At 40.9% G+C, this 21,559-nt stretch carries 17 protein-coding genes, 4 pseudogenes and 1 riboswitch; of the genes and pseudogenes, 10 read left to right on the top strand and 11 right to left on the bottom strand.

Annotated elements, in window-relative coordinates; translation table 11 throughout:
* Positions 1-289 precede the first annotated feature (289 nt).
* The gene (gene asnB / locus ACOT8F_RS03325) at positions 290-2,149 is read left to right on the top strand and encodes an asparagine synthase (glutamine-hydrolyzing) (RefSeq protein ID WP_421650131.1); all 1,860 of its coding nucleotides are present in this window, start codon (positions 290-292) and stop codon (positions 2,147-2,149) included.
* 112 nt (positions 2,150-2,261) lie between these two features.
* Here the strand turns inward: asnB and ACOT8F_RS03320 are convergent, their stop codons facing one another.
* From ACOT8F_RS03320 to ACOT8F_RS03310, 3 genes are all read right to left on the bottom strand, one after another.
* Entirely contained in the window at positions 2,262-2,681 is a 420-nt protein-coding gene (locus ACOT8F_RS03320) for a DUF4825 domain-containing protein (protein ID WP_421650130.1), read from the bottom strand.
* A 105-nt stretch (positions 2,682-2,786) separates the two neighbouring features.
* Positions 2,787-3,032: a hypothetical protein gene (locus tag ACOT8F_RS03315; RefSeq protein WP_421650129.1), complete on the bottom strand. Its 246-nt coding sequence runs from the start codon at positions 3,030-3,032 to the stop codon at positions 2,787-2,789.
* A gap of 32 nt (positions 3,033-3,064) precedes the next feature.
* Positions 3,065-3,388, bottom strand: coding sequence for an ArsR/SmtB family transcription factor (locus ACOT8F_RS03310; protein ID WP_421650128.1), 324 nt, complete (start codon positions 3,386-3,388; stop codon positions 3,065-3,067).
* Between the two features lie 81 nt (positions 3,389-3,469).
* Here ACOT8F_RS03310 and ACOT8F_RS03305 point away from each other — a divergent pair.
* Both ACOT8F_RS03305 and ACOT8F_RS03300 read left to right on the top strand, forming a co-directional pair.
* Positions 3,470-3,733: pseudogene (locus ACOT8F_RS03305) on the top strand (RrF2 family transcriptional regulator); the annotation flags it as partial.
* Between the two features lie 101 nt (positions 3,734-3,834).
* Complete coding sequence (locus ACOT8F_RS03300) at positions 3,835-4,320, top strand: DinB family protein (RefSeq protein WP_421650127.1); 486 nt, start codon at positions 3,835-3,837, stop codon at positions 4,318-4,320.
* Between the two features lie 37 nt (positions 4,321-4,357).
* On the opposite strand, the gene ACOT8F_RS03295 is transcribed toward ACOT8F_RS03300, so the two are convergent.
* Complete coding sequence (locus ACOT8F_RS03295) at positions 4,358-5,566, bottom strand: MFS transporter (RefSeq protein WP_421650126.1); 1,209 nt, start codon at positions 5,564-5,566, stop codon at positions 4,358-4,360.
* Between the two features lie 531 nt (positions 5,567-6,097).
* Between ACOT8F_RS03295 and ACOT8F_RS03290 the strand changes: the two genes are divergently transcribed.
* Positions 6,098-7,576: a catalase gene (locus tag ACOT8F_RS03290; RefSeq protein ID WP_421650125.1), complete on the top strand. Its 1,479-nt coding sequence runs from the start codon at positions 6,098-6,100 to the stop codon at positions 7,574-7,576.
* Positions 7,577-7,708: 132 nt separating this feature from the next.
* On the opposite strand, the gene ACOT8F_RS03285 is transcribed toward ACOT8F_RS03290, so the two are convergent.
* A complete protein-coding gene (locus ACOT8F_RS03285; protein WP_421650124.1) occupies positions 7,709-8,734 on the bottom strand; it encodes a ThiF family adenylyltransferase in 1,026 nt (341 codons plus the stop codon).
* Positions 8,721-9,274: pseudogene (locus tag ACOT8F_RS03280) on the bottom strand (thiazole synthase); the annotation flags it as partial. The pseudogene ACOT8F_RS03280 and the gene ACOT8F_RS03285, both read right to left, overlap by 14 nt.
* Positions 9,275-9,531: 257 nt before the next feature.
* On the opposite strand from ACOT8F_RS03280, the gene ACOT8F_RS03275 reads away from it, so the two are divergent.
* Complete coding sequence (locus ACOT8F_RS03275; RefSeq protein ID WP_421650123.1) at positions 9,532-9,777, top strand: YhdB family protein; 246 nt, start codon at positions 9,532-9,534, stop codon at positions 9,775-9,777.
* A gap of 254 nt (positions 9,778-10,031) precedes the next feature.
* Here the strand turns inward: ACOT8F_RS03275 and ACOT8F_RS03270 are convergent, their stop codons facing one another.
* On the bottom strand, positions 10,032-10,268 hold the full coding sequence (locus ACOT8F_RS03270; RefSeq protein ID WP_421650122.1) for a YczF family membrane protein: 237 nt from the start codon (positions 10,266-10,268) through the stop codon (positions 10,032-10,034).
* Positions 10,269-10,495: 227 nt separating this feature from the next.
* Between ACOT8F_RS03270 and ACOT8F_RS03265 the strand changes: the two genes are divergently transcribed.
* Genes ACOT8F_RS03265 through ACOT8F_RS03255 form a run of 3 tightly spaced genes read left to right on the top strand, consistent with a single transcriptional unit; the run spans position 10,496 to position 14,430 of the window.
* Complete coding sequence (locus ACOT8F_RS03265; RefSeq protein WP_421650121.1) at positions 10,496-12,100, top strand: spore germination protein; 1,605 nt, start codon at positions 10,496-10,498, stop codon at positions 12,098-12,100.
* On the top strand, positions 12,090-13,298 hold the full coding sequence (locus ACOT8F_RS03260; RefSeq protein ID WP_421650120.1) for a Ger(x)C family spore germination protein: 1,209 nt from the start codon (positions 12,090-12,092) through the stop codon (positions 13,296-13,298). The genes ACOT8F_RS03265 and ACOT8F_RS03260 overlap by 11 nt, the downstream gene beginning before the upstream one ends.
* 28 nt (positions 13,299-13,326) lie before the next feature.
* A complete protein-coding gene (locus ACOT8F_RS03255; RefSeq protein WP_421650119.1) occupies positions 13,327-14,430 on the top strand; it encodes a GerAB/ArcD/ProY family transporter in 1,104 nt (367 codons plus the stop codon).
* Between the two features lie 70 nt (positions 14,431-14,500).
* Here the strand turns inward: ACOT8F_RS03255 and ACOT8F_RS03250 are convergent.
* Positions 14,501-14,698, bottom strand: a pseudogene (locus tag ACOT8F_RS03250) (transposase zinc-binding domain-containing protein); the annotation flags it as partial.
* 83 nt (positions 14,699-14,781) lie between these two features.
* Complete coding sequence (locus ACOT8F_RS03245) at positions 14,782-15,318, bottom strand: NADPH-dependent FMN reductase (protein WP_421650118.1); 537 nt, start codon at positions 15,316-15,318, stop codon at positions 14,782-14,784.
* Positions 15,319-15,611: 293 nt separating this feature from the next.
* Here ACOT8F_RS03245 and ACOT8F_RS03240 point away from each other — a divergent pair, with 293 nt between their 5' ends.
* Positions 15,612-16,961, top strand: coding sequence for an Nramp family divalent metal transporter (locus ACOT8F_RS03240; protein WP_421650117.1), 1,350 nt, complete (start codon positions 15,612-15,614; stop codon positions 16,959-16,961).
* A gap of 202 nt (positions 16,962-17,163) precedes the next feature.
* On the opposite strand, the gene ACOT8F_RS03235 is transcribed toward ACOT8F_RS03240, so the two are convergent.
* Positions 17,164-18,666: an amino acid permease gene (locus tag ACOT8F_RS03235; protein WP_421650116.1), complete on the bottom strand. Its 1,503-nt coding sequence runs from the start codon at positions 18,664-18,666 to the stop codon at positions 17,164-17,166.
* Between the two features lie 82 nt (positions 18,667-18,748).
* A riboswitch (cyclic di-AMP (ydaO/yuaA leader) is annotated at positions 18,749-18,888 on the bottom strand.
* A gap of 189 nt (positions 18,889-19,077) precedes the next feature.
* Between ACOT8F_RS03235 and ACOT8F_RS03230 the strand changes: the two are divergent.
* Positions 19,078-19,447 (top strand): annotated as a pseudogene (locus ACOT8F_RS03230) (Na-translocating system protein MpsC family protein).
* A 125-nt stretch (positions 19,448-19,572) separates the two neighbouring features.
* Here the strand turns inward: ACOT8F_RS03230 and ACOT8F_RS03225 are convergent.
* Positions 19,573-21,318, bottom strand: coding sequence for a phospho-sugar mutase (locus ACOT8F_RS03225; RefSeq protein ID WP_421650115.1), 1,746 nt, complete (start codon positions 21,316-21,318; stop codon positions 19,573-19,575).
* Positions 21,319-21,559 lie beyond the last annotated feature (241 nt).

Here is a 21,559-nt window from a genome sequence, read left to right as displayed (position 1 = left end):
TTGCAAGAACCCGATATTGGGTTCTTTTTTTAGCTGCAAAGAATTTTCTAATCAATTCAGCAGCTTTTTAAAGGAATTCCAATCTGCTTCTCCCCCTCTTTTCATTATGAAGCCTCCAGCAGGACAAATTTAGGAAGGTTTTATTTAAACGTAGTGTTCATTTAATCTTGGCATGGGTTCTTTTAATCTTTTGGTGATACGATAGGAATGCTATTTTCAGGGACATTGTCCGTTTTGTCTTGAAATAGTGCTGTCCATTGCAAAGCGTCATCCAGAGGAGGAATATGATTTGTGCGGTTTTGTCGGTTTTGCAAGCAATCAAATCATTAAAGGAACAGAAGAGGAAATCAATCAATTTAACAAGATGACAAGCATTATCTCTCACCGCGGGCCAGATGATGCAGGTTACTATCTTGATGATTCTGTCTATTTGGGGTTTAGAAGATTAAGCATCATTGACCTTGAAGGTGGAAAACAGCCATTAAGCTATGAATATGACCGATACTGGATTACCTTTAACGGTGAAATATATAACTACCTCGAACTTAAAGAAAGACTTGAAGCGAGAGGTTTTACTTTTAAGACAAGCTCAGACACAGAAGTAATCCTGGCTCTATTCAGTCTTAAACGCGAAAAGGCGGTTGAAGAGCTTCGAGGGATGTTTAGTTTTCTCATTTGGGATAAATACAAACAGGAATTGTTTGGTGCAAGAGATCCCTTTGGCATAAAACCTTTTTTTTACTGTGAAACAGAAGAAGGGTTATATTGTGCTTCTGAGATGAAGAGCATCCTGTATGCTTTACATGAAGAAAGCTTGAATGAAGAAACTCTTCACCATTATTTGACTTATCAGTATGGCCCTGAACCCGATACCTTTTTCTCGCGAATCAAGAAGCTTGAACCAGGGCATTTCTTTATTAGAAAACAAGGAAAACCTCTAATGATTAAATCCTATTTCAAGCCAGCCTTTCATCCTGTAAATAGACCAATACAGGACGGTGTTGAAGCCATTCAAAACTGCTTGAGAGATACTGTAAAAATGCATTTAAGAAGTGATGTCCCAGTGGGGGCCTTTTTATCAGGTGGAATTGACTCTTCCTGTATTGCCGCTTTAGCGAAAGAAATTCATCCAGACGTTAAAACGTTTACGGTTGGTTTTGAACGGGATGGATACAGTGAGATCGACCTTGCCAAGGAGATGGCTGAAGAAATCGGGGCTGAAAACATCCATTACATTGTCAAGCCTAAAGAGTTTATTGAACAATTGCCAAGGATAGTGTGGCATTTGGATGAGCCTGTGGCAGATCCTGCCCTCATTCCTCTTTATTTTCTGGCTAGAGAAGCAAGAAAGCATGTGAAGGTGGTTCTTTCTGGTGAAGGAGCAGATGAGCTTTTCGGAGGATACAATATCTACCGTGAACCGAATTCCTTGAAGCCTTTTCTTTTTATGCCTGAAATGGTAAAAGAGGGTTTAAAAGCTGCAGTAAGGCTCCTCCCAGACGGAACACAGGGTAAGAGCTATATCGAAAGAGGTACAACAAGTATTGAAGAACGGTATGTCGGAAATGCAAAGATTTTTTTCGAAGAGGAAAAAGCAAAGGTTTTAAAGCATTACCATGGTGAATGGGGCTATCAAAAGGTAACGAAGAAATTGTATCAAAAAGTTCAGCATCTGCATGATGTTCAGAAAATGCAATATATTGACTTGCATACATGGCTGCGAGGGGATATTTTGGTAAAAGCAGACAAGATGACCATGGCCAATTCTTTAGAGCTCCGTGTTCCATTTTTGGATAAAGAAGTGTTCAAAGTCGCTTCTAGGATTGACCCTTCTCAGACAATTTCAGGTAAAACAACAAAATATATTTTTAGAAAAGCAATGGAAGGTATTGTCCCTGAAGCTGTCCAGCATAGGAAAAAACTAGGGTTCCCTGTTCCCATCCGGCATTGGCTGAAAAACGAATTAGTTGATTGGGCATACCAATTAATCAAGGAAAGCCAAACAGAAGATCTTTTCCGTAAGCCTTATTTGCTGGCTCTACTTGATGAGCATCAAAAAGGTAAAAAAGACAATAGCCGCAAGCTTTGGACTGTGTTGATCTTTATGGTCTGGCATCAGGTTTATATTGAAAAGAAATATTCATTTTAAAAGGATACTGAAAAAGCAGGAAGGGTATTAGAGGCAGGTTTATTCAGCCATTCCTTCTAACACTTTCTCCTGCTCTTCTATTAAACCAGAAGTTTTATTCCAAAATACTTCCTTAATTCTCAAAAAATCCTTTAACTCCTTTTTGATTGTAGATACTCTTCAGCTCTTTCTCACCTGATATTTTCCCTAAAGGTTTGCCATACCATTTCTCCAATTTTTCTTTGGTAATAGTATATTTTTGAATTTCAAAATCAAACGTTATCCAATTTGCGTTTTTAATTAAGGCAAATATAAATGCAGCATTATATAAGGCCGTTTCCTCCATATTCTTTTCTGACATACTTCTTGACTCTTTGTAATCAACGACCATACCATATGGTTTATTCTTCGTTTCTAATGAGAGCTTCTCGAATTGCTCATTGCTTCGTAATTGCTTAATAATCCCTGCCACTGCAGAGGTATCTCCAATATAGGAATCCTTATATTGAAAAATAGTTTCGCTTGCGTTCCCCTTTAAACTGCAGCCGCTCATAAACAGCATAGCCCCTATCATAACCATTCAACATATATTCTGTATTTCTGCATGGTGCCCCCTTTTTTGACAGTAACGTCATTTCACATTTACCTTAAATGATCCTCACTCAACTTCTTTTAATAAGATTTCGATATTCGTAAGTCTTCTGTTTAATTCCTGAATGGCTTCCGTCTGCTGTTTTTGGAAAGCTGAGTTTTCCTTTTCGATCAACAAGCGCTGTTCAGCACGGTTTTCCATGCGTCTTGTGAGGCGCGTGGCAAATAGGACGACAAAAACGAGGACAGCAATAAAAAGCAAAATCGGTGCAATCGTAGTTAAAAAAGCAAAAATAAACATTGGATTTACCATTTCCTTTCCCCCATATTCCTTAAATAGTTCTTTCATTCCTTTCGTTTTTTTGTAGTAATCGTGTCTGCTGTTTCTGCAATAAGTTTTTCACTTAAGTGGATAGTAAATGGAATCAGTTCATAGTATTTCATCGCTTTTCCATCCACAGAAATTTCGTGGCTTCCTATAATCAGATTCGCTTCCTCAAGCTTCTGCAAATGCAAATACAGTAGAGGCCGGCTGATTCCAAGCTCTCTTGCCAGCTGGCTTACATATTGCTTTTCTCTGTAAAGGGCACCAATGATTTTTAAGCGGTATGGATTGGATAATGAATCTAAAACCTTAACGAGTTCATCACCTGAAAAATTATCTTTCATATGTAATAATTTTATTACAGGTCAATCTCTTTTACAACAATATTTTCCATTTATGGTAAGAATTTATTTCTTTTTTCCCTAATTAGGGGAAGAAACGGCGGCATTCGGCTTGCTAAACAGCCTGAGGACATAAAATTGGACAGGTTGTCAGGAAAACAGAAGACGATATTAATTTGGTGGAATGCTTTACCTTTTAAATAATAACTGTGTGATACTCCTGTCTGCGGATTGCGGCACATTTTAGACAAAGCCCTCCAATCCTATTTGCACGTTCTTGATCAATATTCACTGGCTGATCTTGTCAAAAATCAGGGGACATTGAGAGAAATTTTTGGCAGTGCTTAGAGGATTCTATATGAAATTGTTGAATAAAGCTTGCTGACAGCTCCTTTTTTTAGAGCTTATCTGCAAGCTTTTTTAATGTGAAAAATAAAGGAGGAAGGAACATGAATCCATTTGATTTGCTCACCCGTGAATTACGAAATACCTATGAGAATGAAGATTGGTATGCTCCCCTGAAACCTGCTCTAGAAGGGTTATCAGCTGAACAGGCGAACTGGAAACCAGACGGAGAATCATGTAATACCATCTGGGAGACAGTCAGTCACCTGCTTTATTACAAGGAAAGGCTGCTTCTTCATTTAAAGGGAGAGGATCATTCAAATCCTGTAAACTCTAATGAGGCTACGTTTTCTGTCTTTGCCGGTGATGACGAGAATGCTTGGAAAGAAACGATTTCAAGATTGGAAAAGGTGCAACAGGAGCTTATGGAATTCGTTTCATTGAAAAACGAAGAAGATTTTGACACGATAATTGCCCAGAAATACCCTGCGGGAAACTATATCTCAAGCATTATTATGCATGATGCCTACCATACAGGCCAAATTGTTCTGCTTCGAAAACTGCAAGGTTCATGGCCTTCTGCCAGATAGGAGAAAAAGGTCCTGAAAAAAATTCAGGACCTTTTCATTAATATTGTTTTGATTTATGCAGTGCCCCGCTTTTATATGACTGTCTTTGCCAGAGGATCGTAATAAATAATGTAAGGACGAGCAAAACAAAGCCCATCATGAAAGGAATCAGGATTTGTACATCATACAAAATGCCTGCAAGTGTCGGTCCAAGGATGTTTCCAATGCTCATATACGAATTGTTCAAGCCCATGGCAAAACCTTGTTCGTTTCCAGCAAGCTTTGAAATCAATGTATTCAACACAGGCCGGAGAATAGAAGAGGCTAGAAAAATCAGCAGGGTAATGCCAAAGAAAAGAACGTAATCTTTTGCAAAAACAGATAACAGAAATCCGATTGCCGCGACGAAAAGGAAAACGTTTAAAACGGCTTTTTCTCCGAATTTATGAACTATCCGATCGACGATAAACAACTGGACAATAACACTGATAATCCCTGTGGAAGTGATCATTAATGCGATCTGCTGGGTGTTGGCTCCAAACTGATTCGCTATAAACAAACCGAGAACCGATTCATAAGCCATCAAACCGAAGCTCATGACAAGTGTGATGATTAGCGGTATAAAATAAGGCATGTTTACAGACAGAGTCAGTTTTTTCAGCATTGACTCTGCTTTCCCCTGGCTTTGGGCTGCTTGTGACGCTTCTTTTGATTGGCTTTCTTTTAAAACAGCGACTGAGAATATAACCGAAACCAATGAAACAAGCGCAGAAACGAGGAAAGGCATTTTCAGCCCGTAATCAGCCAGAAAGCCTCCCACTCCAGGACCAACAACAATGCCGAGTGACATGGCAGCTGAGATATAGCTGTTTCCTTTCGCACGCTGGTCCAGAGTGGTGATATCTGCTATATAAGCAAAAATGGCTGGTACGAGAAGGGCTGCTCCAATACCTCCGATAACGCGGGATGCATACAGCCACCAGATCGAATCAAAGGCGTAGAAGATAAACATGGAAAGGGTTAATCCGGCAAGCCCGTATACGATCATTTTTTTCCTTCCATATTGATCAGCCCATCGTCCGGCTACAGGTGAGAATATGAGCTGAAAACCAGCGAAAATGGCAATCATCAATCCTGCTGCTACTCCTCCCTGGTGAATGGACTTTAAATAAGCTGGCAGGATCGGAATGATAATACCGAAGCTTCCAATGGCAATAAACATATTAATCATTAAAATAATCATTTGCTTTTGCTGATTTGCTGTCATACCGTTACCTCCTTTTTTCATTTTAAAAAACAAAAAACTGCTACCTTTATTCTGGATAGCAGCTGCACATAGACAAAAAGACCGTATTTCCCCGATCGGGATGACCTTTTGTTTATCGTAATGCGCGCACTAATTCTATCCAGAAAAAATTCGTTTTCTATACGAATGTTTTTTAAGATAGAATTAGTTCATCATGACGATGCGGTCACCCTTCCATTTTTTGTAGCTTTAATGTTACCTTATCATTCAATTATATTCAATAAAAAAATAGGCTACCCTGAAAATAACTTCTTGAAAAAGATCCAGCACGCTAATTATATAATAAATTGGTATTTTTTTCTTTTTTAAAAGGATAAAAAGCTGTCTTATCGAATGTTTGAAATGTGCTTTCTTCTGTTTTGCATCAATTAATAAAGGGAAGAGAGTATTTAGCAAATTTACTTAATTATAATTATTTTAAAAAGATATTGACTATCAAGAGAACACATTTATAATTATCTGTGAATGGAAAGGAAAAAGGGAGGAATGGAAGTGACTGAAGAAAACCGCAATAAATTAACTACGAATCAAGGCACCCCTGCAGGAGATAACCAAAATTCAAGAACAGCAGGCCAAAGAGGGCCTACCCTTTTAGAGGATTATCATCTCCTTGAAAAGCTTGCGAACTTTGACCGCGAGCGTATACCTGAACGTGTTGTTCACGCCAGAGGAGCCGGTGCATACGGTACCTTCAAAGTAGAAAACAGCATGAAGCCTTTTACAAAAGCAGCATTTTTACAAGAAGAAGGCAAAGAGACCTCTGTTTTTGTCCGTTTCTCAACGGTTATTCATCCGAAGGGATCACCAGAAACATTACGGGATCCGCGCGGTTTTTCCGTCAAATTCTATACGGAAGAAGGAAACTATGATCTTGTAGGAAACAATCTTCCTGTCTTTTTTATTCGTGATGCAATGAAATTCCCGGATTTAGTGCATTCCTTTAAGCCGGCACCTGATACAAATGTTCAGGATCCTGACCGCCTATGGGATTTCGTATCCTTATCACCCGAAGCAACCCATATGGTTACCTGGCTGTTCTCTGACTGGGGAACTCCAGCAAGCTACCGTCAAATGGAAGGATCAAGTGTTCACGCATTTAAATGGGTCAACGATCAAGGAAAAGTGGTCTACGTTAAATATCACTGGAAGCCGCAAATGGGCATGCGCAATCTAACAGAGGAAGAAGCAGCTGAAATTCAAAAAGAAGATTTCAACCATGCGACTTCTGATTTGTTTAACGCCATCAAAGAAGGCAATTTCCCTAAATGGGATCTTCATGTGCAAATCATGCCGATTGAAGAGTATGACACCTTGGACTTCGATCCTTGCGATCCAACGAAAAGATGGCCGGAAGATGATTACCCTCTTCAAAAAGTCGGAACAATGACATTGAATAAAAATCCTGAGAACTTCTTCTCAGATGTGGAACAGGCTGCTTTCTCACCAAGTGCTCTTGTGCCTGGTATTGAAGCTTCTGAAGATAAACTTCTTCAAGGGCGTTTGTTCTCATACCCTGACACGCAGCGCCACCGCCTTGGAGGCAACTACCTTCAAATTCCGGTTAACTGTCCTTTTGCTAAAGTGAATAACTATCAGCAGGACGGATTTATGCAAATGAACAAACAAAGCTCAACAATTAACTATGAACCAAATCGTCACATGGAAACACCTGTGGAATCACCTGAATACAAAGACAGTGTTCAGCCTCTTCCTCAAGGCTACATTTCTCGTGAAAAAATTGAAAAACCAAACGATTTCAAACAGGCAGGCGAACGGTACCGCTCCTTCTCCAAAGAAGAGCAGGATAGCCTAATCAAAAACCTGAAAGGAAATCTTGCTGAAGTGAATGAAAGAACAAAGATGCTTGCGATCTGCAATTTCTATCGTGCAGACGCTGAGTACGGACAGCGTGTAGCTGATGCCCTTGGTGTAGATATCAGCCCGTACGTAGGCCAGTTAAATAATATGTAATTGTTAAAAAGACCAGGTATCCCCTGGTCTTTTTTGTATTACGATAGAAAAAAAGGGAAAACAGATGACCTTTATTAGAGGTTGCTGATTTTTCCATCGTTCAAAAAGAGACCTGGCCAACGGCCAGATCTCCTATCCAAAATACCGCTGATACGTACTTTTTGCTTCGGCCGGATTTTTTGTTCCATGAACAAGAACCCTTCCATCTTTAAAGGCCACAAGCCTCAGATGACCGACATGAAAAGAAAGCAAAAATGGATTATGAAACAGTTCCTGTACTTTTCCATTGAGCTGGGATGCTTTCTCAGGAACATTTAATGGCCTGTCCTCAGGCGGCCTGATTTGCACCGTATCTCTTCCGCAGAGGACGGCCGTTCTTGAGGTTTTTTCAGCCTGCAAGTACGGGTACACACGATGAGTACCGCATGTCGGACAGCTTTCTTTTTTCATTTTTGAAACTTTTATGCTTGTGTACTGATTGTTCCATAAGTCAAAAGAGACTAATTCTCTTTTCAGTTTATCTGCGTTTCCTGATAAAATCTTCAGAGCATCTGTCACTTGATAAGATACAACCATCATAACGGCCGGTGAAATGATACCTGCTGTATCACATGTGTCTCCACCCATCGGCATGGTTTTCATTAAACATGTCAGACATGGGGTTTCATCCGGCATAATCGTATAACTAATGCCATAGCTTCCTACACATGCTCCGTAAATCCATGGAATACCATGTTTCACAGCGAGATCGTTCATCATATATCTCGTTTCGAAATTATCCGTCCCATCCATGATCAAATCAGTATCTTGAAGCAGCGGCTCCAAAAAGCCAGGATCCGCATCTCTTGCAAAAGCGTCAATCCTTACCTCTTTGTTAATCAGCTGAAGCCGACGTTTTGCAGCTTCTGCTTTTGGCATCTGATCCTTAACATCTTCTTCATTATAAAGCTGCTGGCGCTGCAGATTGGTTTCGTCAACATAATCCCTGTCAATAATTGTCAATGAACCAACTCCTGCTCTCACAAGAGATTCTGCTATCCCGCTGCCAAGCGCTCCCGCTCCGATTAAGAGGACTTTTTTTGAAGCAATATGATTCTGTCCCTTTTCTCCTATAGGAGAAAAAAGAATTTGTCTTGAATATCGATTAGTCGACAACATTCATTCCTTCTTTCAGGCTGCTTGCAGAGGCTGAATTTTTCCGAGGAATTCTTCCAGCTTTGTAACCAATTCGCCCTGCTTGAATCGCAAGCTTCATTGCCTCTGCCATTAAAACAGGATTTTCTGCTCCTGAAACAGCTGTATTCAGTAATACGCCACTACACATCTCCATGGCAAGAGCGGCATCTGACGGACTGCCAATTCCAGCATATACAATAACTGGTACCGATGCCTGCTTGATGATATAGCTCAAATTCAATGGATTAATGATGCCCTGACCTGAGCCAATTGGCGATGCACCTGGCATAATGGCATGGAGATTATGCAGCCATTTCGCGAGCACCTCATCATCTGAAGTATAAGGCAAAACAATAAAACCTTCATCTAAATCTGTTCACTCGCTTTTAACGTTTCAATAGAATCTGGAAGCAGTGTCTCATCATCACCGATGACTTCTACTTTAATCATTGTACAAAGCCCTGAAGCCTTTGCCAACTGTGCAATCCTGACGGCTTCCTCCGCGGCTTCCGCTGTGTTTTGGAAGAAGAGAAAATCTTGCTGTCTCCCCTAGCAAATATTGGATATGAAGGTAACTTTTTCATCAGTATATTACTGTTACTTGAATTTTCAATCTTTTCTCACAAAACGGCAAGTATTCAGTTTTACCTTCAAATACAGTCATCCTTATTCACCACATAAACTTCCAGCCAGCAAAAGCCTTCCGTCCAAGTTTTGCAAAGTAACTCCGCAGCTTTTAACGCACAAAATATAGATGACTCCTGGGGGAGGAATGAAAAATGGAAACAGTTGATTACGACAAGGCCCTTTATTATACGCACCGTTCCCAATGGGATAACCTGCTGATCTTAATGGTCCGAACAAAAGACGATTTATTATCAAAACGCATTGAGCAATTTCTTCACGCTTATAACTTCGAACACGATTATATGACGATTGAGCAAAGCCTATATACACTGCTCCGCTACATTGATCACGCCATCGTCACAACCCATGAACAAGAAGCGGAACCTGTTTATACTTGAATAGCCTGCTTCTTTTTATATAAATAATGCCTGACCTTTGTCAGGCATTATTGGTTTTATTTTCTAAATATAGGTGAATGGATTTGTTACTTAGGAACTGATTTTTGAGCGGCTTTTCTCCATTTATGCGCAGCTCTCCCACCTTCCACTCTGGTTCATCCATGTATGTACGTCACTTCCCCAACTTACGCCCAGGTTCCCGCACTTCTCCCGACATTTAGTTCCTTCTCATGAGAAATATTCATTATCTTTTCTTAATTCCTATTTTGTTTGATTCTTTTTTCCTTTCGGCTATTTAAGTAAACTTCAGCCAGCAGCAGCAAAATCAAAAAAATCAAGAAACCTACCTCTGAAATATCCATGGAAATAAAAGGCTGAGATGCATTAATTAGGATTTCCCTATAATCGTCAAACCCATTTAAGAGGTCAATGCCTATAGAAAAAAGGATTAAACTCATCAAGACCAATAATCCAACCAGTAAAATTTTCATTTCCTTATCGCCCCGACTTTCTATAATGCTGTTTTTGCAAAAATTGTTGTTTTTCGTACAAGCTTGGATCTCACTAATAAACTGTGTTCAAGGCATCTTTCTTGTTATTAGCAACAAATTCTAAGAAAAGAGCCTTCTCTAGAGAATTGGGGATTGCGAAACAGCTGCTCGAATAATTTTCCCCTTTTTTGGGAGAATATGAAAAAATCGAGAAAGGTATTTGCCATATGCCGTCATTCTTCAAGCAAAAAAACGCCAGCCATTCCAATGAGAAGCCAAACGATCAACAACAATGTGAATTAACTTCAACCTTGTTATCCAACTTAAAATGCATCCAGGAAAAGACGGGTAACAGTTCTGACATCGTTACCCAAAGGTTTGAGTTTGGTCCAGTCAAAAGAGAGGCTGCCCTTGTATATGTCGAGGGTATTGTAAAAAGCCAATCTATTCATCAATTTTTCAGTGATCTTCTCAAACGGGAACACAGTGAAAGGGAAAAAGAGCAAAGCGACCTGGAATTTATCAGAGAATTTGCAGCAGTTCTTGGAAGAGTGACAACAGTATATACATGGAAAGATGCATTTCGAGCTCTAATGTCAGGTTCAGCACTTTTCTTAGTTGACGGATTTTCTGAAATCATCACAGCAAGTGCGAAGGGCGGAGAAAAGAGGGCTATTGAGGAACCAACCACCCAGCAATCGGTTCGGGGACAAAGATCCGGTTTTACTGAGTCCATCCGAACGAATACTGCCCTTGTCAGAAGACTGATCAAAAATCCGGACTTGTGGGTTGAATCACTTCAAATCGGAAATGTAACAAAAACAGATGTCTCCATTATGTATATTAATGGATTAGCCAAAGAAAAAATTGTTGAGGAGGTAAGAAAAAGACTCAAAAAAATAGATATCGACAGTATATTAGAGTCAGGCTATATTGAACAGCTTATTGAGGATGAAACCATTACTACTTTTCCTACCATTTATCATACGGAAAGACCCGATATTGTAGCAGGAAACCTGCTTGAAGGAAGAATTGCCATTTTTGTAGATGGTACACCGTTTGTCCTTCTTGCTCCTGCTGTCTTTATACAATTTTTCCAGGCTGTCGAGGACTATTATTCGAGGTTTGATATTGCGACCGCTTTGCGGTTTTTACGTGTGTTAATTTTCTTGATTTCCCTCGTTGCACCGGCTATATTTATCGCTGGGGTGACCTTTCATCAGGAAATGATTCCTACGAGTTTATTGATTACGATTGCAGCCCAGCGAGAGGCCGTTCCTTTTCCCGCATTTGTTGAAGCCCTAATAATGGAGATTGCTTTTGAAATTCTCCGGGAGGCTGGAATACGGCTGCCAAGAACAATTGGTTCAGCTGTTTCAATCGTAGGAGCGGTTGTTATTGGCCAGGCAGCTGTCCAGGCAGGGATTGTGTCTCCTGCAATGGTTATTATTGTTGCCTTTACAGCTATCGCCAGCTTTGCCACACCTTCATTTGCAATCGCTATTTCAGTGCGCCTTCTTCGGTTTATCTTAATGGTTTTGTCAGCGATGTTTGGTATGTATGGAATAATACTTGGACTAATTGTTATCATCGTCCATTTATGCAGCCTCCGCAGCTTTGGGGTTCCTTACATGTCACCGCTTGCTCCGCTGGTTCCGGGAAATGCCGGCGATACAATTGTCAGAATGCCTTGGTGGTCCCTCCGCCAGCGCCCAAGACTTATGGGAAGCAGAAACACCACCCGTCAGGGCAGCAGGAAGAGACCTCTGCCCCCTGCTAGCCGAAACATGACTTCAGATCAAGGAAAAAATGGTGATCAAAATGAAGGCTAAATTTCCAATATATGGAATAATCCTTCTTCTATTACCCCTATTGCTGTCAGGCTGCTGGGGCAAGAAGGAACTGACTGATTTGGCATTTGTATCTGCATTAGGTTTTGACGTGAATGAAAACGGCGGATATACAGGCACTTTTCAAATATTTAACCCAGGGAATGTTTCCATGAGTTCGGGCGGAGGGGAGAAAGGCCCTGCTGTCTCTGTTTATACGGCAGAGGGCAAGAATATTGTTGAATTAAGCAGGCGTGCATCAAGCAAAGTTTCGAGAAAGCTTTACTATGCCCATGCAAATCTCGTGGTTATTAGTGAAGAACTCGCCAAAAAAAAGGGTATAATTCAACTTTTTGATGCTCTCGACCGTGATCCTGAGTTCCGTATTACGGCGTCTGTTGTGATTGCTCAGGGATCATCTGCTGCTGACATAGTAAAAACATTAACGCCAATCGATAAAAATCCCGCTGAAAAAGTCATTAATAATCTTAAATACACTTCCGAGAGATGGGGTGAAGATATTAAAGTGAACATAAAAGAAGTGATTCATTCGCTTATTTCCACTGGAAAAGATCCTGCAATCGGTGGGTTTAAGATAAACGGAGATAGCACAATAGGGAAAAAAGCAGATAATATCCAGGCTTCAGAGCCTGCCACAACCCTTTCAGCTGATGGAATTGCTGTTTTTAAACAAGGAAAGCTTATTGACTGGTTTCATGACAAGACAGCACGAGGAGCCGTATGGGGATTGAACCTTTTAAAAGCGACTGATATCAATATAGACTGGGATGGACAAAAAGAATCGATTGCTTATGAGGTAATGCGCCAGAAAACAAAAATATCTGCAGATACTAAGGACAAGCTGCCTTCTATATCAATCGATGTTTCTGCTGAAGGAGATATTGGAGAAGCAACAGTTCCTGTTAATCTGCAGGACAGGAAAGTCCTCTCAAAGCTTCAGCATGCCTTCAGCAAAGAAATAAAAGAAGAAATAGAAACTGCCATAGAAAGAGCAAAGGAAAACAAGTCAGATATATTCGGCTTCGGTGAAGCTATTCACCGCAAAGATCCAAAGCTTTGGAAAGAAATAAGCAAAGATTGGAAAGAGAGCTGGCTGCCTAAGCTAAAGGTGAAAGTGAGAGTTGAATCTTTTATTCGGAGGACGGGACTCCGTAATAAGCCTTATATAAATAATGAGTAAATGATCATTCGAGAAGGGAGAATTTTCTATGGAGAAGGCCAAAATCAGCAAATACCAATTCTTTGTCCTAATGATGCTGTTTGAGCTTGGCAGTTCTTTATTAGTGCCTCTTGCCATTCAGGCCCATCAGGATGCATGGTTTCCAATACTTTTAGGAACAGGAGGGGGGATCCTCCTCTTTCTCGTTTTTTATAAGCTCTACCGGTATTATCCGGATCTCCTCCTAACTTCCTATATTCCAAAAATCATCGGCAGCATTCCTGGCAATATTCTCTCCTATATTTATATTCTGTATTTTGCCTATTTAGCTGCAAGGGTGCTAAGGGACTTCGGTGAAATGCTGCTGACCTTCGCCTATCCAGAAACCCCCATATTCATTGCCAATGCCCTGCTAATGCTTTCTATCATTTACACAGTACGGAAAGGAATAGAGGTGGTTGCCAGGACCGGAGAACTGCTGCTGGCCTTAATGTACTTTCTTGCAATTATCGGCTTTATCTTAATTGTCTTTTCCGGCTTAATTGATGTGAATAATTTAAAACCTGTTATGGAAAATGGGTTCAGCAAAGTTTTTGAAGTATTTTTAAAAGAAACGCTTTATATTCCATTCGGAGAGGCTATTGCTTTTACGATGATCCTTCCATATATCAATGAGCCAAAACACGCTAAGTGGGCCGGCATTATTGGAATAGGCCTAAGTGGTTTCAACCTGGCTATTGTTATGGCAGTCAACGTAGCAGTACTGGGGGCAAACCTCACAGAGCGATCCATGTTTCCTCTGCTCAGTACCATTCAAATGATCCAAGTTGCAGAATTTCTGGAACGTTTGGATATTTTCTTTATGATTGCCTTAATCATTGGCGGATTCTTTAAAATAGGCATCTATTTATACGCCGCAGTTATAGGAACATCAAGTCTATTTAAAATAAAGACGCCCTCAAGTATGGCATTTCCGGTCGGATTAGCTGCATTGATCCTTTCTATTTCTATTGCAAGCAGTTTCCCCGAACACCTTGAAGAAGGATTGAAAATTGTTCCGATCTACCTTCACCTCCCTTTGCAGGTCTTCATACCTGTTTTGCTTTTAATTATTGCCTTTTTTAAAAATCGAAAGAAAACTAAGGCGAGTTAGAACCAGTTTGCCCGTTCAAAAAGAATAGACACTGTTTAACGGTGCCACATTTCCCTATGCTGCTCATTTACCGGTAAGGCACTCGGCGAACGTCATGGCAGCCTTCACAAACAAATAGCTTGAACCCATTTGCAGGATTTCCGCAGCCACGGAATTTTTCGACTTTCTTTAAAACAATGGGATGAATTTTTCCTCGGTGTTTTTGAACGAATTGATCCCAATGACGTTGTTCATCAAAAAAGATACGTTTTAAAATATTTATCTCCATAAATTGAAAATACCACAGTACCAAGTCCTGTAGAACGACGTAAATTTTATACTTTCTTATCTTTTAAAAAAACCTGACAACCGTCAGGCATTTTCCGTTCTTATTTGATTGGTTACTTTCGTATATAGTGTCAGTTCATCCATCAGCTGTTTCACAAGAGCTGCCGGTTCATCAAATAGTTTGCCTTCTTCTTTGTTGAAGCAATGCGGATCTAGGACGAGCTGCTTTGGAATAGCGTTCGCATAGAGGGCTCTCATAATCACACGAAGCTGATTCAATGTATTAATTCCGCCTTTGCCTCCGCCTGCAACTGTTAATAGGGCAACAGATTTCTGGGCAAAATATTCACTGTTCAGGAAATCGAGTGCGTTTTTTAATGCACCACTCATCCCGCCATGATATTCGGGTGAAAGCAGGACAATCCCTTCCGCGGCTCTTACTTTTTCCTGAAGTTCTTTGACTGCTTTATTTTCATACTGGCTTTCTTCACCTGTAAACACAGGCAAGATGAGCTCGCTCAAGTCAACCAGCTCTGTGTTGAACTTTTCTGCAATATAGTTAGCTGCAATTTTCGTGCGGCCAGTTTTTCGCGGTCCTCCGCTTAGAACAGTGATCTTCATCGTCCGATTTCCTCCTTGTAACCAATGCCAGAAAAAATATCTGGCAGGTTTCCCGCATGATGATATAGAAATTTGTCTTTCAATGATTAATTTTGCACTACGCAAAAGATTCAGTCAACTAAATGAGACTCCTCCAACTTTACTTCCCCCACAAATATTCCCCTTATCATAAAGTTTTATATTTGACCTAAAAAGTTGCCTTAGGTAAAATTAAATAACAGGAAGCAAGAAACATTTTTGTTCATAGTGAATATTAAGAAATAGAGAGATACTTTAAACAGAGGAGAACGTCTATGAGTGAGTCTGAATTTACCAAAGAAAAAAAAACTTCCTCTGGCTGGAAACAAGAAAAAGGAGAACCAAGCCTCAGGGAAGTTCACAAAACAATGGCTGTTCCGAAAAACGGATCCTTCTTTCGCAAGCTCCTGGCTTTTATGGGACCAGGTTATTTAGTGGCAGTCGGATATATGGACCCTGGGAACTGGGCAACTTCGCTTGCCGGAGGTTCTGCCTATAACTATTCGCTATTGTACGTTATCTTAATTTCTAATTTTATGGCTATATTGCTTCAAGGTCTTGCCTCTAAGCTTGGTATAGTAACTGGCAGAGATTTGGCTCAGGCTTGCAGAGATTCCTTTAGCAAACCTGTCTCATTTGTTCTCTGGATCCTATGTGAGCTTGCCATTGCTGCCTGTGACCTCGCAGAAGTAATTGGAGCAGCCATTGCGCTTAATTTATTGTTCCACATTCCATTGGTATGGGGTGTATGCATTACAGCGTTTGATATTTTACTTATTTTATTCCTTCAGAGTAAAGGCTTCAGGTACATCGAAGTCATCGTCATTGTCTTAATATCTACAATCACCATCTGTTTCGGAGCCGAGCTTATTATGTCACAGCCTGATATGAAAGAGATGGTAAAAGGATTCGTACCAGACGGAGAAATTGTCAAGAATCCGCAAATGCTCTTTATCGCACTTGGTATTTTAGGTGCTACCGTAATGCCGCATAACCTGTATTTGCACTCATCCATCGTTCAAACCCGGCAATACGAAGATTCACCTGCAGGAAAAAAAGAAGCGATCCGATTTTCCTTCATCGACTCCACCATTGCTCTGATGCTTGCTTTATTCGTTAATGCAGGGATACTGATCCTCGCTGCATCAGCTTTTTACCAGCATGGTCATACACAAGTTGCTGAAATCGAGGATGCTTACAAGCTTCTGGGTCCGGTGCTTGGTACCGGAATTGCAAGCATTCTCTTTGGAGTAGCACTGCTTGCGTCAGGACAGAATTCCACCTTAACAGGAACGCTTGCAGGTCAAATTGTGATGGAAGGTTTCCTGAATCTCAGGTTAAAACCTTGGGTCAGAAGGCTTGTGACCCGGTTTATCGCGATCGTTCCCGCTGTTATTGTGACACTTCTATACGGGGAAAAGGGAACCTCTGATCTTCTGATTCTTAGTCAGGTTATTCTATCACTGCAGCTATCCTTTGCGGTCATCCCGCTCGTAATGTTTACGAGTGATAAAAGGAAAATGGGCGAATTTGCGAATTCCGCTTTTGTGAAAATTCTGGCATGGGCAGTTGCTGGTGTGATTGCTGTATTGAATGCTTATCTTCTATTTACGACACTTTTCTAAAGGCTGTTTTCTCAGAGATTGCTGCTATTCGCACTATCTTAGAACACGTTATAGAGACTTACTCGTGGCATCTTTTTTTAAAATTCGCAGCTATATATTGGTCAGCGATACTCTAATACAGATTAGAAAGCAACAATGTTTAAAATAAGCCTGTCTAAAAATGAAGCAGGGACTTCCAAAAACGAAGTCCCTGTCTTTATTCTCACTCATGTCTTCCATTTTCCAGATCAACATCCTTCAGCGGAATCCATTTCGTTTTTTTAATAAATTTGTATCCAAGCCAGATAATTACAAACGCAGGAATACTAACATAAGAAACAAGAATTTCCTGCCAGTCAATGTGTGCAGAGAAAAAGGCTTTATAATTCTGGCCAAAGATAATGAACAAACACAGACCTGCAGCTAGAAGCGGTCCTAGCGGGAACCATTTTGCTTTATAGACGAGCTTGTCCACATCTTTTCCTTGAGCCATGTAGGCTTTTCTAAAACGATAATGAGAGATCGCAATCCCAAACCAAGCGATGAAACCTGTCAGGCCTGAAATATTTAAAAGCCACAAAAAGACTTTTCCTTCACCGAAAAATGAGCTTAAAAAGGCTGCAAATCCAACCGCCATGGTTGTTAATAAGGCATATACCGGAACACCGTTTTTGCTTACTTTTGCTAAAGATTTTGGTGCTTGCTTTTCTTTTGCCATAACCCATAGCATCCTTGTTGCTGCATAAACTCCTGAATTTCCTGCCGATAAGACAGAGGTTAAAATCACGGCGTTCATTACAGAGGCTGCAACGGCGATACCTGCCCGTTCAAAAACTAAAGTAAATGGGCTCATTGCGATCTTGCCAACATCTTCATTTAACAATCTGCTATCTGTAAAGGGAATGATCATGCCGATAATCAGGATGGTCAGCAAATAAAACAAAAGGATTCTCCAGAAAACTTGTCTGATGGCCTTCGGTACATTCTTTTTCGGATTGTCGCTTTCTCCTGCAACGATTCCCACAATCTCAGTTCCCTGAAAAGAGAATCCCGCTACCATGAAAATTCCGATAACAGCAAGAAACCCGCCATGAAACGGCGCATCTTTTGTTGTAAATGTGCTAAAGCCGGCACTATGTCCGCTCATAATTCCGAAAATCATGAGAAAACCAACCACAATAAAAACTAAAATAGCAATCACTTTTACCATGGAAAACCAGTACTCGGCTTCACCATAGTTCTTAACAGACATCAAATTAAGTCCAAGAATAATAGCAAGAAACAGAGCGTTCCAAACAAATGAAGGAACATCCGGCAGCCAATATTTCATCACAAGGGCTGCAGCAGAGGTTTCAACAGCGAGTGTTACTGCCCAGCTGAACCAGTAATTCCAGCCAAGAGCAAAACCAAGAGCCGGATCGGCAAATCTGGATGCATAAGTGCTGAATGAGCCTGTTACAGGCATATAGGTAGCCATTTCTCCGAGGCTTGTCATTAAAAGGTAAACCATAAAGCCAATGATCGCGTATGCAGCTAATGCCCCTCCTGGACCAGCACCCGCAATGGAGGCCCCGCTTGCTACGAAAAGTCCTGTTCCAATGGAACCGCCAATTGCAATCATTGATATTTGTCTTGAACCAAGACCTCTTTTTAATTCACCGGTTTTGGCTTTTGTTTTTTTCGTTTTCAGGATTGTGCCATTTTTTGAGACTGCCGCTTCTTTCATGTATAGTTTCTCCCTTTTCTTTTGAGTTTTTAACTAAATGGGGTAAAAAATACACATTATTTATCTTTCTCTGATTGCATAATAAACCCTCCCAAAACGCTTACGAGGTTAGCTGTCGGATTCGGGCTAAGAGGTGCCCTATTCTTTTAAAGAAATTCACCCCAGCAGCGGCTGCTGCAAAGTGGTTCCCCCGTTCAACTTTTGATTCAGCGTTTACTATCGTCATATAATTTAGATAGTACCCAATTCAGCTATAGCTCGAAACCTGGCTTCATCAATTCCCTGACCTGATCAGCGACGACCAGTACATCAAGATGGCGTGTCATGCGGAGCAGCTTTGAAACGACAGAACCCTTTTGCCATTCGGCAAACCTTGATTTTGTGGACTGCCCAGACTGACAGTAAAGGGAGCTGAATGAGCTTGCTGGACGTTATAGCGAAGCACTCATAAAATTTCAAAGAGAATTAATCTGACGGGGACCGCAGGAAGCCAGAACCTATATCGTTGGCGATATGGTGATTACTCGTTTCAAAGGGGTTTTTACAGTTGAAGAAAAACATCTGGTCAGGAATGATAACGGCAGGAAGCTTGTGAAACGGATGCGACAGCTTCTGAGAGAAATGTACAGCACGCAATTTGAAGAGATTGTGGAAAAATATACAGAATGCAGAGTGCTTTCAAGCCATAGCGATATCAGCACAAAAACAGGAGAACGAATTGAAGTTTTTATTATGGATGGGGGATCTTGAAAAGAAGCTGGAAGGCTGCCAGAAAAATTAATTTGGTACTTAAATAGAATGAGTCAGCTGCAAATTTTAAGAGAAGGTGCCAATTGCTAATTTTCTCTCAAAACGGCTAAAATAGGAAAACAGCACGCTTTAGGGCGTGCTGTTGTTTTGCATTTCTTATTTTGTCGGCTGCTGAATGATTTCATCCACAATCGCCATTACTGCTTCATTCAAATGTTTCAAACGGAGCTCGCTGTCCTCAAGTGAAGTGCCTTTTACAGCAAAGTAGAACTTCACTTTAGGCTCTGTTCCTGAAGGACGCAGGCAGAACCATGAGCCATCCTCCAGATAGTATTTCAAAACATTGGAAGCTGGCAGGTCAATGGTTTCTTTTTCGCCTGCTTTAATAAGCATGCGTTCAGCCGTTTTGTAATCTTCAATAACAGTGACTTGTTTGCCTGCAATCTCTTTAGGCGGATTAGAGCGGAATGCGGAAAGGATTTCCTGAATCTGCTCTGCTCCTTCTTTTCCTTTAAGAGTAAGGGATTTAAGCCCTTCACGGAAGTATCCGTAGTCAGCAAAAATGTTTAGAAGACCTTCATAAACCGTCATGCCTTTTTTCTTGTAATAAGAGCATACTTCTACAGCAAGCAGAGCCGCTTGAACCGCATCTTTGTCGCGCGCAAAGTCGCCGATTAGATAGCCGTAGCTTTCCTCATATCCGAATTGGAATGTATACTCGCCTGTTTGCTCGAATTCCTTGATTTTTTCACCGATGAATTTGAAACCAGTTAATGTATCAAGCGTTGCCAAATTAAAAGAAGAGGCAATTTCTCGTCCTAGCTCGGATGTCACAATGGTTTTCAGCACAATGCCGTTTTCCGGCAGAATGCCTTTTTCTTTTTTCTCAGAAAGAAGGTAATGCAAAAGAAGGGCTCCGGTCTGATTACCAGTCAGAACAACATACTCGCCCGCTTCATTTTTCACTGCGATGCCAAGTCTGTCAGCATCGGGATCCGTTGCAATCAGAATATCAGCATCAATCTTCTTGCCTTCCTGAATCGCCAGTTCAAACGCTGCATGCTCTTCAGGATTCGGTGATTTGACTGTTGAGAAGTTCGGATCAGGCTTTTCCTGCTCTTTTACAACGGTTACATTCTGATAGCCAAATGCTTCAAGACCGCGGCGGACAGGAATGTTCGCTGTTCCGTGAAGCGGAGTGAATACGACCTTGACATCTGTATTCGGAGAAATCTCTTGATTGACAGAAATCGTCAATAGTTTTTTCGTATATTCCGCATCGATTTCGTCACCGATCATTTTGATGAGTCCTGCTTCTTTCAGTCTGCTTTCATCTTTTACCTCAATGGAAAGCTCGTCTTCAATTTCATTTACTCTTGCGATCACTTCATCTGCAGCAGCCGGAGGCAGCTGTCCGCCGTCATTACCGTAAACTTTATAGCCATTATATTCCGGCGGGTTGTGGCTCGCTGTAACGACAATTCCTGAGAAAGCATTCAAATAGCGTACAGCAAATGAAAGCTCAGGTGTCGGGCGCAGCTCATTAAATACGTATGTTTGAATGCCGTGCGTTGCAAGGGTCTTTGCTGCTTCCATGGCGAATTCAGGCGATTTGTGGCGAGAGTCATAAGCGATCGCAACTCCGCGTTTTTTCGCCTCTTCTCCGTGGGATTCTATGTATCTTGCAAGGCCTTCAGAAGCCTTCCGCACAGTATAGAGGTTCATCCGGTTAATGCCGGGTCCAATTTCACCGCGCATGCCGCCTGTTCCAAATTCCAGGTTTTTATAAAATAATTCTTCTAAGAACTTATCATCGTGCTCATGTTCAGCAAGCAGGCCAAGCAATTCGGAATCAATGTCTTTTTTGTTCTTCCAGCGTTCGTAGTTCGTTTTCCAGCTCATCCTTTACCTCCCGATTATGCGAAGATTTATTGATTCATCCATTTCTCTTAATTCTTCATAATTAGGTAAAATTCCTTCAAAATGAATGAGATCCATGTATTATTTTAGCATAAAAAAGTATTGCTTATATCTCTTTTATTTCCCTCTGCCATTAAGAAAAGCGCAATCGCCTTGAACAGCCTAAGGCAAGCGCTGGAGAAAAATCACGAAAAGTCCGGTTTTGACTGTTGGGGATTTTTCG

Origin of the sequence: Chryseobacillus diguaensis, from assembly GCF_049220665.1 — a bacterium.
Lineage (GTDB): Bacteria > Bacillota > Bacilli > Bacillales > Bacillaceae > Metabacillus_B.
The sequence above is the reverse complement of the archived record's forward strand: the minus strand, read 5'-3'. Positions and strand labels throughout refer to the sequence as shown.

Bases quoted from the DNA above. Each gene is read 5' to 3' on its own strand.
- ACOT8F_RS03235 (WP_421650116.1), bottom strand. From the start codon at position 18,666: ATGAAAGAAGCGGCAGTCTCAAAAAATGGCACAATCCTGAAAACGAAA.
- ACOT8F_RS03270 (WP_421650122.1), bottom strand. From the start codon at position 10,268: ATGAAAATTTTACTGGTTGGATTATTGGTCTTGATGAGTTTAATCCTT.
- ACOT8F_RS03245 (WP_421650118.1), bottom strand. From the start codon at position 15,318: ATGAAGATCACTGTTCTAAGCGGAGGACCGCGAAAAACTGGCCGCACG.
- ACOT8F_RS03275 (WP_421650123.1), top strand. From the start codon at position 9,532: ATGGAAACAGTTGATTACGACAAGGCCCTTTATTATACGCACCGTTCC.
- ACOT8F_RS03300 (WP_421650127.1), top strand. From the start codon at position 3,835: ATGAATCCATTTGATTTGCTCACCCGTGAATTACGAAATACCTATGAG.
- ACOT8F_RS03285 (WP_421650124.1), bottom strand. From the start codon at position 8,734: ATGTTGTCGACTAATCGATATTCAAGACAAATTCTTTTTTCTCCTATA.
- ACOT8F_RS03260 (WP_421650120.1), top strand. From the start codon at position 12,090: ATGAAGGCTAAATTTCCAATATATGGAATAATCCTTCTTCTATTACCC.
- ACOT8F_RS03255 (WP_421650119.1), top strand. From the start codon at position 13,327: ATGGAGAAGGCCAAAATCAGCAAATACCAATTCTTTGTCCTAATGATG.
- ACOT8F_RS03315 (WP_421650129.1), bottom strand. From the start codon at position 3,032: ATGGTAAATCCAATGTTTATTTTTGCTTTTTTAACTACGATTGCACCG.
- ACOT8F_RS03310 (WP_421650128.1), bottom strand. From the start codon at position 3,388: ATGAAAGATAATTTTTCAGGTGATGAACTCGTTAAGGTTTTAGATTCA.
- ACOT8F_RS03295 (WP_421650126.1), bottom strand. From the start codon at position 5,566: ATGACAGCAAATCAGCAAAAGCAAATGATTATTTTAATGATTAATATG.
- ACOT8F_RS03265 (WP_421650121.1), top strand. From the start codon at position 10,496: ATGCCGTCATTCTTCAAGCAAAAAAACGCCAGCCATTCCAATGAGAAG.
- ACOT8F_RS03225 (WP_421650115.1), bottom strand. From the start codon at position 21,318: ATGAGCTGGAAAACGAACTACGAACGCTGGAAGAACAAAAAAGACATT.
- ACOT8F_RS03240 (WP_421650117.1), top strand. From the start codon at position 15,612: ATGAGTGAGTCTGAATTTACCAAAGAAAAAAAAACTTCCTCTGGCTGG.
- ACOT8F_RS03320 (WP_421650130.1), bottom strand. From the start codon at position 2,681: ATGAGCGGCTGCAGTTTAAAGGGGAACGCAAGCGAAACTATTTTTCAA.